Below are 14,081 nucleotides of genomic sequence, written 5' to 3'. Positions count from 1 at the left end.
GCGAGAGAAGCTGCAAGCCTTCTGGGCCACAGTGGCCACCCCTTCGACTCGAATACCGACGGGCTGAACAATCGTCAATATCGGTCGGAAGGGTGGCTTTCTAAAGCCGTTAGGCCCCATCCGTAAAGCGGGTGGCTCAAAGCTGGCCGCTGTATGCCCGGTAGACAAAAGCCACGAATTAGACATCTAAACATTTAACGGCTAATGCAATAAAGTGATATGAATCGTTCGAAAATGCACCCTTTCCCCGGATGACCAACAAATGCATTAATCCTTCAACTAAAAATAGTCCGTTGAAGATTCAACTCACTGTAAAAACAGACAGGCCATACAACACAACGGATCTAGAGCGCCTTAAGGTACTCCCCCAACTCTTCTTCCCAATCAGGCATATGGAATCCAGCTGCCTCAAGCTTGGACAGGTCAAGCACGGAATGGACCGGGCGCGGGGCGACGGGGCCCTCGGCGACGGCGTAGTAGTCGTCGGTCGAAACCGGCACGACCCTGTCGCCGTTGCCGTTGGCGGCCTCGAAGACGGCGCAGGCGATGTCGGCCCAGGACTTGACGGCGCCGGAGCCGGTGCAGTTATAGGTGCCGTAGGGGGAGTGTGAGCCCAGCACATGAAAGATGGCCTCGGCCATGTCGCGCGTGAAGGTCAGGCGTCCCAGCTGGTCGTCGACCACGGTGACCTGCTCGAGCCCGTCCACGGGGTCGGCGACGCGGTCGGACAGGCACTTCATGGTCTTGACGAAGTTGTGGCCCTCGCCGATGACCCAGCTGGAGCGCATGATGTAGTGGCGCGGGCAGCCGGCCACTGCGATGTCGCCGGCGGCCTTGGTCTGGCCGTAGACGGAAAGCGGGCTGAACGGCTCGTCCTCCGTGTGGACCTCGGCGGTGCCGTCGAAGACGTAGTCGGAGGAAACGTGGACGAGGGTGATCCCGTGCTCGGCGCAGATGCGGGCGAGCAGCGCCGGCCCCGTCGCGTTCGCCTTCCAGGCGGTCACGCGGCCCTCGGGGGTCTCGGCCCTGTCGACCGCCGTGTAGGCGCCGCAGTTGATCACGGTGCCGTAGAGCGACCAGTCGTACTGTGAATAGGCGTCCGGGTCGGACATATCGAAGGTGTCGATGTCGCAGAAGTCGAAGTCCTTGGCGAAGCCGCGCTCCTCGGCCAGCGCGCGGACCGCACGGCCCAGCTGGCCGTTGCAGCCGGTAACGAGGGTACGCCTGGGCGCCATGGGGACGACGTCGGCGAGCATCGGGTGGTTGAGGTCGGCCTCGGATACGGTGGCCTGATCCAGCGGGATGGGCCACTCGATGGCGAGCTCAGGGTCGGCGAGGTTCACGAAGGTGTAGGTCTTCTTGAGCTCCAGCGACCAGTGGGCGTCCACCAGGTAGGTGTAGGCGGTACCGTCCTCCAGGGCCTGGAAGCTGTTGCCCACGCCGCGCGGGACATAGATGGCCTTGCTCGAGTTCAGGGTGCAGGTGAATACCTTGCCGTAGGTGGCGCTGCCCTCGCGCAGATCCACCCAGGCGCCGAAGACGCTGCCGCGGGCCACGGAGATGAACTTGTCCCAGGGCTCGGCGTGGATGCCGCGGGTGACGCCCCGGCTGTCGTTGTAGGAGATGTTGTTCTGGACGACGCGGAGGTCCGGGATGCCCAGGGCAGTCATCTTGGCGCGCTGCCAGTTCTCCTTGAACCAGCCGCGCGAGTCGCCGTGGACGGCCAGGTCGACGACCTTCAGGCCCTCGATGCCGGTCTCCGCCACGGAGAGGTCCTTCTCGAATGCGATGTCTGCCATGTGGGAAAAGCTCCTATCGAAGAGGTTGGGGGGCCGGGGCGCCCGTACGGGGACGCAGGATCATCGCCATGCCCTGTGGCCCCGCGCGGTGCCCCGCGGTGCGGTTCGCCGGGGTTCGGTCTACTGGCCCTGGGCCATATACCTGGCCTCGGTGGCCTCCTTGGCCGGACGCCACCAGGACTCGTTCTCCACGTACCAGTCGATGGTCTGCTTCAGGCCCTCGGCGAAGTCGGTGTGGGCCGGCCTCCAGCCGAGCTCGCGCTGGAGCTTGGTGGAGTCGATGGCGTAGCGGCGGTCGTGGCCGGGGCGGTCGGCGACCCAGTCGAAGTCCTCGGGGTCGCGGCCCATGGCCGTAAGTATCATGCGCAGGACCGTGATGTTGTTCTTCTCGCCATTAGCTCCGATGAGGTAGGTCTCCCCCATGCGGCCCTTTGTCAGGATGTCCCAGACGGCCGAGGAGTGGTCCTCGGTGTGGATCCAGTCGCGCACGTTCTCGCCCTTTCCGTAGAGCTTGGGGCGCACGCCGTCGATTATGTTGGTGATCTGCCTGGGGATGAACTTCTCCACGTGCTGGTAGGGGCCGTAGTTGTTGGAGCAGTTGGAGATCGTGGCGCGAAGCCCGTAGGTGCGGGTCCAGGCGCGCACGAGCATGTCGGAGGACGCCTTGGTGCTCGAGTACGGGCTGCTCGGGTGGTACGGAGACTCCTCGGTGAACTTGGCCGGGTCGTCGAGCGCCAGGTCGCCGTAGACCTCGTCGGTGGAGACGTGGTGGTAGCGGATGCCGTGCTTGCGGACGGCCTCCAGCAGGCGGAAGGTGCCCTCGACGTTGGTGCGCAGGAAGGGCTCCGGGTCGGCGATGGAGTTGTCGTTATGGCTCTCGGCGGCGTAGTGCACGATGGCGTCGTGGCCCGGGACGATCTTCTCGAGAAGCTCGGCATCGCAGATGTCGCCCACGACGAGCTCCACGCGGTCGGAGGGCAGCCCGGCGATGTTCTCGGGGTTGCCGGCGTAGGTCAGCTTATCCAGGACGGTGACGTGGACGCTCGGGTGGTTGTCCACCACGTAGTGGACGAAGTTGCTGCCGATGAAGCCGCAGCCGCCCGTGACGATGATGTTCCTGGGCTCGAAGAGCTCTTCAGACATATTCCTATCTCCCATTGGATCGGATTAGTACTCGCGCGGGCTGTTGACAATCTCGCCGGCGGCGACCTTCTTGAGGTGCTGGCCGTAGACCGACTTGCCGTAGGCCTTCGCGGCCTCGAGAAGTTGATCGGTTGTAATCCAGCCGTTCTCCCAGGCAATCTCCTCGGGAACCGAAACGGGCAGGTCTTGGCTATGCTCCACAGCACGGACGAACTCCGCAGCCTCGTGGAGGCTCTCCATGGTGCCGGTGTCGAGCCACGCGTAGCCGCGGCCGAGGGTGACGACGGACAGCGTCCCCTCCTCCAGGTACATCCGGTTGAGGTCGGTGATCTCAAGCTCGCCGCGGGCCGACGGCTCGACCTCGTGGGCCTTGGCGGCCACGTCGCCCGGGTAGAAGTACAGGCCGGTGACGGCGTAGGAGCTCTTGGGCTCGGCGGGCTTCTCCTCGATGGAGACGGCTCTGCCCTCGCGATCAAACTCCACGACACCGAAGCGCTCCGGGTCGTCGACGTGATAACCGAACACGGTGGCGCGGCCCGACTCTGCGTTCTGCACGGCGCGTGTCAGGTGGCGCGACAGGCCGTTGCCGTAGAAGATGTTGTCGCCGAGCACCAGGGCGCACGGCTCGCCGGCGATGAAGTCCTCGCCGATGGTAAAGGCCTGCGCCAGGCCGTCGGGGCTCGGCTGCTCGGCGTAGGACAGGTTCACGCCGTAGCGCGAGCCGTCCCCGAGCAGGCGCTCGAAGTTGGGGAGGTCCGTCGGCGTGGAGATGACCAGGATGTCACGGATGCCCGCCAGCATGAGGGTGGACAGCGAGTAGTAGATCATGGGCTTGTCGTAGACCGGCAAAAGCTGCTTGGAGGTCACGAGCGTGAGCGGGTACAGGCGCGTGCCGGACCCGCCGGCGAGGATGATGCCTTTCATGAATTAGCCTCTTTTCGCATGACGCTCGTCATTTTGATGGCGCTCAAGCTTTTCGATCGCCAACTGCTGGGTAAGCTCGCGAAGCTTCGTATCGAGCTGAGAAAGACGAACGCTCAACCTAAAGCAAACAATAAGCAAGATGAAGATGAAGAACAGAAACACGAAGTTCGAAGGCGACATGGTGCCAACGAGATTCGAAAGCCAGAAAAACACCTGTGGAAAAATACTGACAAGCAGCAAAAGCGCCGAAAAGCAAAACCAGAACAGAGAGTCCTCAAGACGCATTTTTGAATCGCGAATCTTGACGGTCATATAACCAAAGGTGAGCAGAGACGCGGCAAACAATGTAATGCGAAGCGGAAGCGTCATGCGGCATCGCCCTCCAGGCTTTTACGGAAGAACTGGATAAACAGAATAGACAGAGTCATGCGAAGCATGTACTTAACGGAAGATTTCCAGTTAAGATAGCTCTCCCCCGCCTCGCGCTCTGCCATAGTTACTGGAACTTCAACAACCTTGGCGTTGGCCGATCGAATGAGATACGAAACGGTATCGGGCTCAGGACCCATATTGAGACCGAGAGCAAGCAGCTTAATCATGCGCTTGTTAAAAGCACGCATGCCCGAGGTGGGATCATGGATGACTTGACCTGTCGTGACTTTAATAGCTCCTTGAATGATATTGCTGCCAAACATACGCAGCGAGCTGCCCTTGGGCTGATCGACGAATCGAGAACCAATCGCGATATCACATGTCTGGAGCGCTTGTTCCAAGTCATGGATATACTGAGGCAAGTGCTGACCGTCGGCATCAAACTGAATGGCGCAGTCGTACCCATGCCGATAGGCATATTTAATACCCGCCTGGAATGCACCAGCAAGACCTAGGTTGCAGGGCAGATCCAAAAACGGATAGCCATTGTCACGGCAAATTTGGGCAGTTCCATCAATGGAACCGTCATTAACGACCAGGTAGTCAACATCGGGAACGGTAGCGGTCAGCCTGCTGACCGTAGACCCGAGAGACTCCTCTTCGTTATAAGCAGGGATAATAATTAGTGTATTCACAATAATCTCTCATGATGTTTGGCCGACACTTGTAGTATCTAAACTAATTGCTGACCATACCTAAGCCAACGTAAATGCGGTAATTTCTCAAGGCTAAATAATCCCGATTAGTTGCTACCATTTAATATCAACCCCAAGCTTGTCAATCATAAAACGATAAATTGAAAGCGAGGGACGTAATAAATGAAGCTTATAAATGAGACGAGAAAAAGCGACCTTACGCATTGCCTTGTCGCTCATCGGAATCGCTGCTGTTCTCCACAATGGAAAACTATTATCAAGAAACTCACGATTCTCAAATTCAAGCTCCCTCAAATTAGCCGTTGGATCATACGCAAGCCTAAACATGAGAGAGATTCCCAGATGGAGAAGCGCTGCTAAATCCAGAAACTCTTCAAGGGATGGAGGGACGAGCTTCTTTCTATATAACTCTTTAATTTCTTTCATGCAGGCATATGTCGACTCAACTTTTTCCTTTCCGATAGTCGTCATAATGGAATCATTACGAATACCGTAGTAAATAAGCGCCTTGGGCACAAAACACACTCTATCAGCATCTGGATATACAAGAAGATGCATCATCATGTCGTCGAATATTTTAGGAGGATTATTAAAGTCAAACATCCCTTTTAATAGTGAAGCTTTGAATAACTTGTTCCACGGAGCTCCGTTGAGCTGCAATAGCTTCTTGGGGTCTTCAACGATTGAAAAACAAGAACGGATGTCAGACATCTCTTCCGTAAGTTGCTTGCCCGTTAAAGCGTCAACCCGATAAAAACCACAGACACTAATATCAGCAGAGTTATTCTTTGCGGCAGTATAAAGATCTTCGATCATTGTTGGCGCAGCATAGTCATCGCTATCCAGAAAACCGATGTACTCGCCCTTCGCAATAGAAATCGCATCCTGACGACCGCGCCATACACCCTCGTTTTCTTTGTCTATAACGACAATCTTTCCGGGAAAACGCGCCTCGTATTGACGTAGGATATCGATGCAATGATCAGGAGAACCGTCATTTATACAAATAATTTCAATGTCATCAAGCGTTTGACTCACCAAGGAATCTAAGCATCGAGGAAGATATTTCTCAACTTTGTAGCATGGAACAATGATACTAACTTTTTTCGTTTTTGAAGTTTCCACAGAAGCATGTCCTTAAATCAAAACTCAAGCAGGCAAATATATTCACTTTAATAGAATAGCTTAGCTGAAGCGCCAATACGATTTATGGCGTTATTTTCACGCAATTCCAAGCCATACAAAAGTATCTCAAAAAGGATGAAGGCGTTTTCTTTTTTGCCATTCGATGTCAAATTTGCGTTGATGCGATTATCGAATAGACTGTAAAGCATATAACACTCAATTAACGAATCTAATTACGAAACAATAGAGAGCCGCATTTCGAGCCGATATGGCTCATTCGAATATCAGATCATTGCCGACTCGAGTTTTTTCATGCGAAAAATTCAATTAAAGCAAGTTAAAGGGGCACATTAATAGAACCACGTCGATTTAACCGCACAGCAATTAATGTCAGTTCGCTATATGGTGCGCTTAAATAACGCCGTGTTAAATCAATAGCAATTAGCACTGACCTGTTAAATGACTTGAATCAATACGGTACGAAAGCAATAACCAGCCTTTAAATGAACCCTATATTAAAACTAATGATTTATTGAATATAAGTTAACAGCAGTCATTAAGTGTCACGTTTTTAAGGCTCGACTTAATACAAACCATCTAATTTAAAATAATAATTAGATGAGATATCTTGAATTTCTTACTTCATTTAATTTGAATCAAGTTATTACCCACGCAAATCAACCATAAGAAGGGCAAATGGACATTACACACGATCAACTATGTCAACTGAAACTCATCGAGCTTGAAATGCTCGATGAGTTTGTCCGCATTTGCGATGCAAACGGAATCGACTATTTTCTCTCGGGCGGAACCTGTTTGGGCGCCGCACGCCATAAGGGATTCATTCCGTGGGACGACGACATTGATGTTGGCATGCTCCGCGAAGACTACGACCGCTTTGCACAAGCTTGTAAAACCGAACTGAGCGATGGCTTTATATTCCAAGACATGAACACCGAGCCTAATTGCGGCCTTGTTTTTGGCAAGATCCGTAAAAAGGGAACGGTGTATTCAGAAACCTACTCTTCTCATATCGACATGTCGCAGGGTGTATGGATAGATATTTTCCCCTATGATCGAGTTTCGAACGATTCGACCGAACGCAGTAAACAATATCGTAAGGTTTCGTTCCTCAAGAACCTATATATCGTCAAATGCGGATATAAGTTTCCTCAAAATAAGGGCGGAATACAAAAAGCTGCCTATTATGTGGCAAAGGCGTTGTGTCTCTTCATTCCCCAACACTGGATTATCAGTAAAATTGACAAAGCAATGCGCACTTACGATCAAGACGACTCGTGCCACTATGCTATGCCATTTGGCGGAGCTTACAGCATTGAAGTTGAGACCGAGGAACTCGCAAGACTGCACGACCTTGCCCCCATTGAGTTTGAGAGCAAGAAATACAAAACGTTTGCCGACTGGGATGGTTATCTAACAAAGCATTACGGCAACTATATGCAGCTCCCGCCCAAAGAAAAGCGTCGAGCGGGAGTGCACTACGTAAAAGAACTAAAATTGTCACAGGATTAATAGACGTTTAGAAGCATCTTGCCTTTAAACATAATGTTTTCAAGCGGAAATGGTTGCGCAAAAGCTGGATTAAACATCATACCCAAGCGCTTCACAATGCTATGACGTCCATCAACGAAGCAAGATACGAGTTCTTTGTCCTCAGAACTCATGCTATCGGCATAGCCATCAAGCAAAAGCGAAGCTGCTTCAGTAAGACCATGCTCCGAGGGCGACAGAAGCGAACTAGCAATACTCTTTATACGCTTGCCGCTCAAACTGTTTAGCCCACGCTCGCCAACCTGATTTTGGCCCGAGATGCGGCGCTTAATGTAAGCATGCTCAAGATCGGGAACTTGAGCATTAAGCACTCTAGCGACTAAGTGAACCCAGCCATCGTGAATACGAGGCCAATCCCGCGGCACATAACGTTGAAGGACAGACGCAAAAGCCGAATTGAACACCATCGTGCATCCGGACGCCCAATTTACAGTCAGTAACAACCCTAAAGAGTTTGCATGCGAAGCAAAGGCGCCGTATTCTCTAGACCCGCCATTTAGATGCTCATCAACATTGCACACGTCACTGTAATACAGGCGAGGGCCCTCGCCAGCTGAACTAATTGCCTCAATTGCCTTTCCAAGCTTATTGGGCATCCAATAGTCGTCTTGATCTGAGAACGAAAAAAATTCGAAGGACATTGCATCAGCACCGTAAAGCATGTCCATAAAGTTTCGAGCGAGACCCTTGTTTTTCTCATTGACGCCAAATTGAACATTAGGCATATCTTGGGCATAACGGCTACAAATCGAAGGCGTACTATCGCTCGAACCATCATCCGATATCAAAAGCGTGACATTCACGCCTTCTTGAGCAAGGATGCTATCGATCTGTTCAGCGACATACTTCTCGCCGTTGTAAGTAGCCATCATCACAAGGACGGACGGCTTTCGCGCTATCTCGTTAGTCATGAACACTCCAGCAGTCAATCATGGCACGATACATATCAGAGAGCGAATCGTAAGGCTTCCAGCCTAATGCCTTGAGCTTGGACGAGTCGAGCATAAGGTCAGAAGCCTTCCTAAACGTTGCCTCACGCTCAGGATCAAACTCCCTGCGGACCTGTGCGCCTTCAGCGCCAAACTGGTCCAAAACCAACTGCGCCATTTCCCTGATGCTGCAATACGCATCCTCGTTAACTGCGTTATAAGCCTCGCCAGGTTTACCCTTAACTAGCGCAATTAGGATAGCGCGCACGGAATCGTCGACCGAAAGGTAACCATTGCGCTTAAGCCCGTCGCTCAACAGAACGATATCCTTGCCTTCGATAGCATGACGGCCGAAGTCGGCAAACACTCGCATGTCGTCGGGATGGACACCCTCGCCAAACGTCTGAGCCAAACGCATAACAACCGAAGGGACACCGTGCTCAGTGGCATACGAAGCACACAGGCATTCGACAAGACGCTTGGCCTCGGGATAGCTGTTGCGAACGACCATGGGGTCCAGTTTACCAAGGTTATCCTCAGTAGCCACACCTTCGACCTCGCCGTAAACCTCCATGGTAGAGAGGAACAGCACCTTCTTCGCATCTACAGAGCAAGCGTACCTCAGTACAGCCTCCCCACCATGAACAATCTGCATAATCGTCGTGGCGGGAGTCTCGAGGAAGCTCTTACTTGATGTTCCGCAGGCAGCATGGGCTACATAATCCACGTGCTCGGAACCAACAAGCTCATCGCCAAGCGACCACTCCAGAACAGAAACGTCACTTCGGTCGCCAAACAGAGCCTGCGCTTTTTTAGTATTTCGAACGGGCAGAACCACGTTGATGCCGGCATCAACGCGATCGTTTCTAGAGAGCAGAGTCCTCACGATCTGAGATCCTATGAGACCCGTTGATCCTGTCACCAAAACGGTCTTACCGTCCAACTCAGCCCAGGGAAGATCGACCTCAGCGGCAATCTTCGCAGCTCGATCAAACAAATACCCATCTACAGCGGCCATAGCTGCTCCATTTCCTTGTAGTCGACAAACCCCTTAAACGCAAAGAAATCGCGCTGCGTGGTCACCTTAATATTGTCCGCAGGTCCTTCAACCGTATGCGCCTTGTGTCCATAGTGCGCCATGAGCGAGATTGAATCGATGAAATCATGTCTGCCCTCTTTGCGTGCGCGGAGATGCTCGGCATAAATATCATTAAACTTAAAGCCCTGGGGAGCACGTGCAAGCTTACAGCGCGAGCGGTCGACGACGCGCTCTACCACGCCATTCTCCTCCTCGATAATCGTTTCGGGCGAAGGAGCAACCGTTGCGGTAGGACCATACTGGGAAACAGATTCGATACAGGCAGTGACAGTCTGCTCGTCAATTAGCGGTCGAACGCCATCATGGATCAAAACAATGGAATCCTCATCCGTTACGCCAAGTCGTTTAAGCTCAGAAAGACCATTAAAGATGGAATCCTGACCCGTCTCGCCACCTGGAACAATCGAAAGTACTTTCTGGTAATGGGCTTTGTCAACGATCTCACGCATGTGCTCCATGCCAGACTCAACGCATACGATAACAATGCCATCTATCATGCTGTGCTGCTCAAAATGATCAACGGTATGCGCGATAATGGGCTTTCCGCCGAGTTCGAGAAATTGCTTGGGAACTCTAGCCCCACGCATCCTTGAGCCGACACCGCCAGCAAAAATGACGACAAAAATTGATTGAGCGTTATTCTCTGAAAAGCAATTCATGTTTTTCCCAAATAGACATTAGTCGTTTAAGGTTCAAGCAAAGACGGTGAAAATACTATCGCCACGCTTTATTTCTATTAACATAATCTCACAACCTAGCAAGAGAAAGCGAATTGAATTGTTTTACATAATTGCGCCCGCAAATGTCACAACCGGCGGCCCGGAACTGCTCCATCAGCTTGTATACGAGCTTAATCAAATGGGCTTAGACGCTGTAATCGCCTACGACCGATGCTCTAAAAACAACATGGAGCCCTCCATACCTCAACAATACAAAAGATATGTAAGCGAATTTATTACCGCAGATTTAATCCCCGATACCAAAGACAGCTATGTCGTAATTCCAGAAACTCGACCCTTTTATGTAAAACAATTCAAAAACGCAACTACCATTTTTTGGTGGCTATCAGTAGACTTTTTCAAAATCCAGTGCGATCCAAAGTACAAATTTGAAAATCAGGGCATTCCACAAGCAATCAAAGCCCTTATGCTTCAAACAAAAAAGAGGGCATTTGCTTCGATAAAAAAAGCTCCTATTCATCTATACCAATCAGAATATGCGCGTCAGTATGCCATTTCCCACGGCATAGCACCATCTGCTCTTATAAAACTATCTGATTACGTGAACGATGACTATCGAACTGGAATCGATTATTTATCCTTCTCCAATCGAAGGCAAAACGTACTCTATAACCCCAAGAAGGGGCGCCGTTACACCGAACAGCTCATTAAATTAGCCCCAAACCTTCATTGGATTCCCCTGCAGGGCTACTCAAACCAGCAATTAGTATCCTTAATGAAGGAAAGCATGCTTTACATCGATTTCGGTTTCCATCCGGGGAAAGATCGTCTCCCCAGAGAAGCGGCTGCATGTGGAACGTGTGTCATAACTGGAAAACAAGGTGCAGCAGCGTTTGAAAACGACTATCCGATTCCCGAATGGGCAAGCATTAACCAAGCAGATGTCAGCCCCATTGAAGTCGTGCAAACCATCCAGTACGTACTTAATAACTACGAACAGCTCATCGAGGAATTTTCACCCTATAGATCGATGATTAAAGGTGAAAAAGAAGTCTTCAAAGCCGATTTACAAACCTTTGTTCATTCCATAAATGGATTAGAAAAGAATGCAGATGTCCAATAGTCCTTCCGCAAAAAAGCGGTCCATTGATACGCGATCCCTTTTATCAAATACAGCAATGGCATTCGCGTCGCAATTTGTAGCGATGCTTGCAAGCTGCATGACATCACTTATTGTTCCTAAACTTCTATCCGTAAGCAATTTCGGATATTGGCAGCTCTTCATATTCTACTCATCCTACGTGGGGTTTTTCGCACTGGGTGCAATCGATGGTGTCTACCTGATCAATGGCGGCAAGACTCGAGAATCGATTAACAAACGCAGCATCAATTCACAGTTTTGGATTTCTACCGGCTATGTAGCTTTATTCTCCTTTCTATTTGCTCTCACCGCATCGCGTTTTGTTAGCGAAGCAGCGCGTGTTGAAGTGCTCTATTTAACAGCACTGTATTCTGTGCTTAGCCAAATGTCGGCAGGCCTTGGTTACATTTTGCAGACAATAAATGAAACCAAATCATACTCAAAATCAGTAATTTTAGACAGAGGATCCTTTGCAGCCTTCTTGGTTATACTCATAGCACTGAAATGCACGTCATTTGAGCCTTATATAATCTTCTTTATCGTAAGTAAGCTAGTTTGCTTCATCTACTGCGCCAATCAATTGCGCGACTTTCTTGCTTCGGGCTTTTTACCTCTAGGACCGGCTATTCAAGAAACACTCGCAAGCATAAAAGTCGGCATAAAACTGATGTTTGCGGGAATTGCAAGTATGCTTATAACTGGAATAGCTCGCCAAGCTATTGATTCAAACTGGGGCATAAACGTATTTGCCAAAGTATCTATGGCGCTTTCATTAGTTAACTTCTTCAGCATGTTTGTGAACCAAGCATCGATGGTTCTCTTTCCAGCATTGCGCAGAGGAACAAAAGAAGAGCAGGTTGGCCTTTACATTAACCTCAGAGATTCACTCGAGCTTTTTATGCCCTACATATACCTTTGCTATTTCCCAGCTGTAATTATTCTCGGCAGTTGGCTGCCGCAATACATTGACAGCCTGACCTATTTTGCAGTACTGCTTCCCATCTGTGCATATGACGCAAAAATGAGTATTTGTGGCACAACTTACTTCAAAGTTCTGCGATTAGAAAGAAAGCTATTACTGATTAATTTGAGCACTGTCGCCATGAGCGCCATATTCACAATGATAAGCTTGGCATTTAATTCGCTCAATTGCATACTGTATTCCATGGTGCTTAGCATCGCGTTACGCGCAAATATTTCCGAGTTCATTTTAAACAAACGACAAGAAATCGCTCACAGCAGACTAGCTATTGGAGAAGCAGGCTTTACTCTTGTCTTTTTAATTGCCTGCGCCACGCTTGATATCAAGCTTGCATTTGCCATTATCCTTTTTGCGTTAACCATCCATACGATAGCAAACAAACGATTGATTAAAGATATTCTCAAGAAAACGTGCGGAGTATTTAGCGCTCAGTAACCGGAAAAATTCTTTCGAGACAAGCCAGCCTTCAAGACAAAAGATGCATCCGTTTCAAGGATATCGACACAAGTCGATATCCTTTTCGTTTAATTATATTTCGCGACAGCTTTATCGAATTAGGCAGAATGCATACCGCATTTATACAGGCATAACCATTTAAAACTGCTTTAAACGAATACAAAAACGAGGCACCTTTCATCACATGAAGAAGGAAAGACAATAATCCAGCTATTTGACAGCAATGACAATCCCTGAATTGCGTACTCTATCAAGAGGAAATGGATACGGGTGCAAAAGGCCCATCTCAAGATTCCACAACTGCACTAGATGGAATGACGTAATAGAACTGTTCGCTGACAGGCCAAACCCTGACGCTCCACCTTATGTAAAGGCATCTAACAGCAAAACGCTGCACCATCGAAGCAATATCGAGGATGGTGCAGCGCCATATCGAATCAAAAAAGGTTTTAAAACTGATATTCTCTTAGCAGCTTTTGATGCATATGAGCATAAAAAGAAATCGGATATAAGCCACCCTTTAGCATCGAAAACGTTCCTGCAGAATTCTCAGCAATAAAAACTCTATCCCAAACGAGAGGACTACAAAAATGGCCTAAGGACGCCTCTAATATTTCCACTGCTATAAACGCTGGAAATTCGAACTCTCGGTGGATATGCCTCGATAATCGTATCGTTTCCAAGATAAATCGCTGTATGACCCGGATAGCAAATCAAATCGACACGGCGCCCCTGAGAAAACGAGAGGTGCTTAAATCTTGGATCGCCCCACACGTTATTAGCATAAATAATCCCATCGAAATGGAGTACCCAAATAATCGTATGCACGACTAATAGCAGCTTCTATACAGTCGTTTCTCGTAGCATAAAGACTAATGCGCGAAGGGGGGGGGTTCTGTAGCCAAATATCCCCTGCCCCTGGTGAGGAATAGAAACTGATCGGTTGCTTACCTGATAAAAGTAAGCAGGGTTCTGAAATCCCTAATAATTAGTGTTAACCGACACAGAACCAGTATTGCTAACAGAAATCACGCCGCCCTGGAAGCGCTGGCGGGACCCGCCTCCATCGAGCTGCTCGGCCTCGGCCACGGGCCAGCCGAGGGCCCCGGCCTGGTAGCCGCGCCTCACGTACTCGGTGCGGAT

Annotated in this window: 13 protein-coding genes; 3 read left to right on the top strand and 10 right to left on the bottom strand. The window is 50.3% G+C overall.

Going from position 1 to position 14,081, the window contains the following annotated elements:
• Positions 1–344: 344 nt before the first annotated feature.
• The 6 genes from ACTQ40_RS03925 to ACTQ40_RS03900 all read right to left on the bottom strand — a co-directional run bounded on the left by ACTQ40_RS03925 (position 345) and on the right by ACTQ40_RS03900 (position 6,079).
• Entirely contained in the window at positions 345–1,799 is a 1,455-nt protein-coding gene (locus tag ACTQ40_RS03925; protein ID WP_441560805.1) for a sugar nucleotide-binding protein, read from the bottom strand.
• Positions 1,800–1,919: 120 nt separating this feature from the next.
• Positions 1,920–2,942 (bottom strand): dTDP-glucose 4,6-dehydratase, encoded by a 1,023-nt coding sequence (gene rfbB / locus ACTQ40_RS03920; RefSeq protein WP_441560803.1) that lies wholly within the window; start codon positions 2,940–2,942, stop codon positions 1,920–1,922.
• 24 nt (positions 2,943–2,966) lie between these two features.
• Positions 2,967–3,866, bottom strand: a complete 900-nt coding sequence (gene rfbA / locus ACTQ40_RS03915; RefSeq protein ID WP_441560801.1) for a glucose-1-phosphate thymidylyltransferase RfbA — start codon at positions 3,864–3,866, stop codon at positions 2,967–2,969.
• A 3-nt stretch (positions 3,867–3,869) separates the two neighbouring features.
• The gene (locus ACTQ40_RS03910; protein WP_441563392.1) at positions 3,870–4,235 is read right to left on the bottom strand and encodes a DUF2304 domain-containing protein; all 366 of its coding nucleotides are present in this window, start codon (positions 4,233–4,235) and stop codon (positions 3,870–3,872) included.
• Complete coding sequence (locus ACTQ40_RS03905; RefSeq protein WP_441560797.1) at positions 4,232–4,933, bottom strand: glycosyltransferase family 2 protein; 702 nt, start codon at positions 4,931–4,933, stop codon at positions 4,232–4,234. The genes ACTQ40_RS03910 and ACTQ40_RS03905 overlap by 4 nt, the downstream gene beginning before the upstream one ends.
• Before the next feature lie 114 nt (positions 4,934–5,047).
• Complete coding sequence (locus ACTQ40_RS03900; protein WP_441560795.1) at positions 5,048–6,079, bottom strand: glycosyltransferase family 2 protein; 1,032 nt, start codon at positions 6,077–6,079, stop codon at positions 5,048–5,050.
• Between the two features lie 696 nt (positions 6,080–6,775).
• On the opposite strand from ACTQ40_RS03900, the gene ACTQ40_RS03895 reads away from it, so the two are divergent.
• Positions 6,776–7,612 carry a LicD family protein gene (locus tag ACTQ40_RS03895; protein WP_441563391.1) on the top strand — a complete coding sequence of 279 codons (837 nt, stop codon included), beginning with the start codon at positions 6,776–6,778 and terminating at the stop codon, positions 7,610–7,612.
• On the opposite strand, the gene ACTQ40_RS03890 is transcribed toward ACTQ40_RS03895, so the two are convergent.
• Genes ACTQ40_RS03890 through ACTQ40_RS03880 form a run of 3 tightly spaced genes read right to left on the bottom strand, consistent with a single transcriptional unit; the run spans position 7,609 to position 10,338 of the window.
• Complete coding sequence (locus ACTQ40_RS03890) at positions 7,609–8,562, bottom strand: glycosyltransferase (protein ID WP_441560791.1); 954 nt, start codon at positions 8,560–8,562, stop codon at positions 7,609–7,611. The two genes, ACTQ40_RS03895 and ACTQ40_RS03890, sit on opposite strands and share 4 nt — an antisense overlap.
• A complete protein-coding gene (locus ACTQ40_RS03885; protein ID WP_441560789.1) occupies positions 8,555–9,598 on the bottom strand; it encodes an NAD-dependent epimerase/dehydratase family protein in 1,044 nt (347 codons plus the stop codon). Before ACTQ40_RS03885 ends, ACTQ40_RS03890 begins: the two co-directional genes overlap by 8 nt.
• Positions 9,586–10,338, bottom strand: a complete 753-nt coding sequence (locus tag ACTQ40_RS03880) for an IspD/TarI family cytidylyltransferase (RefSeq protein WP_441560787.1) — start codon at positions 10,336–10,338, stop codon at positions 9,586–9,588. Before ACTQ40_RS03880 ends, ACTQ40_RS03885 begins: the two co-directional genes overlap by 13 nt.
• Positions 10,339–10,585: 247 nt before the next feature.
• Between ACTQ40_RS03880 and ACTQ40_RS03875 the strand changes: the two genes are divergently transcribed.
• On the top strand, positions 10,586–11,482 hold the full coding sequence (locus tag ACTQ40_RS03875; protein ID WP_441563390.1) for a hypothetical protein: 897 nt from the start codon (positions 10,586–10,588) through the stop codon (positions 11,480–11,482).
• Positions 11,472–12,917 carry a lipopolysaccharide biosynthesis protein gene (locus ACTQ40_RS03870; RefSeq protein WP_441560783.1) on the top strand — a complete coding sequence of 482 codons (1,446 nt, stop codon included), beginning with the start codon at positions 11,472–11,474 and terminating at the stop codon, positions 12,915–12,917. Before ACTQ40_RS03875 ends, ACTQ40_RS03870 begins: the two co-directional genes overlap by 11 nt.
• Before the next feature lie 1,002 nt (positions 12,918–13,919).
• On the opposite strand, the gene ACTQ40_RS03865 is transcribed toward ACTQ40_RS03870, so the two are convergent.
• Positions 13,920–14,027 (bottom strand): hypothetical protein, encoded by a 108-nt coding sequence (locus ACTQ40_RS03865; RefSeq protein WP_441563431.1) that lies wholly within the window; start codon positions 14,025–14,027, stop codon positions 13,920–13,922.
• Between the last annotated feature and the right edge of the window lie 54 nt (positions 14,028–14,081).

Origin of the sequence: Collinsella sp. Sow4_D11 (assembly GCF_052116465.1) — a bacterium.
Lineage (GTDB): Bacteria > Actinomycetota > Coriobacteriia > Coriobacteriales > Coriobacteriaceae > Collinsella.
This window is presented reverse-complemented; position numbering and strand designations above follow the sequence as displayed.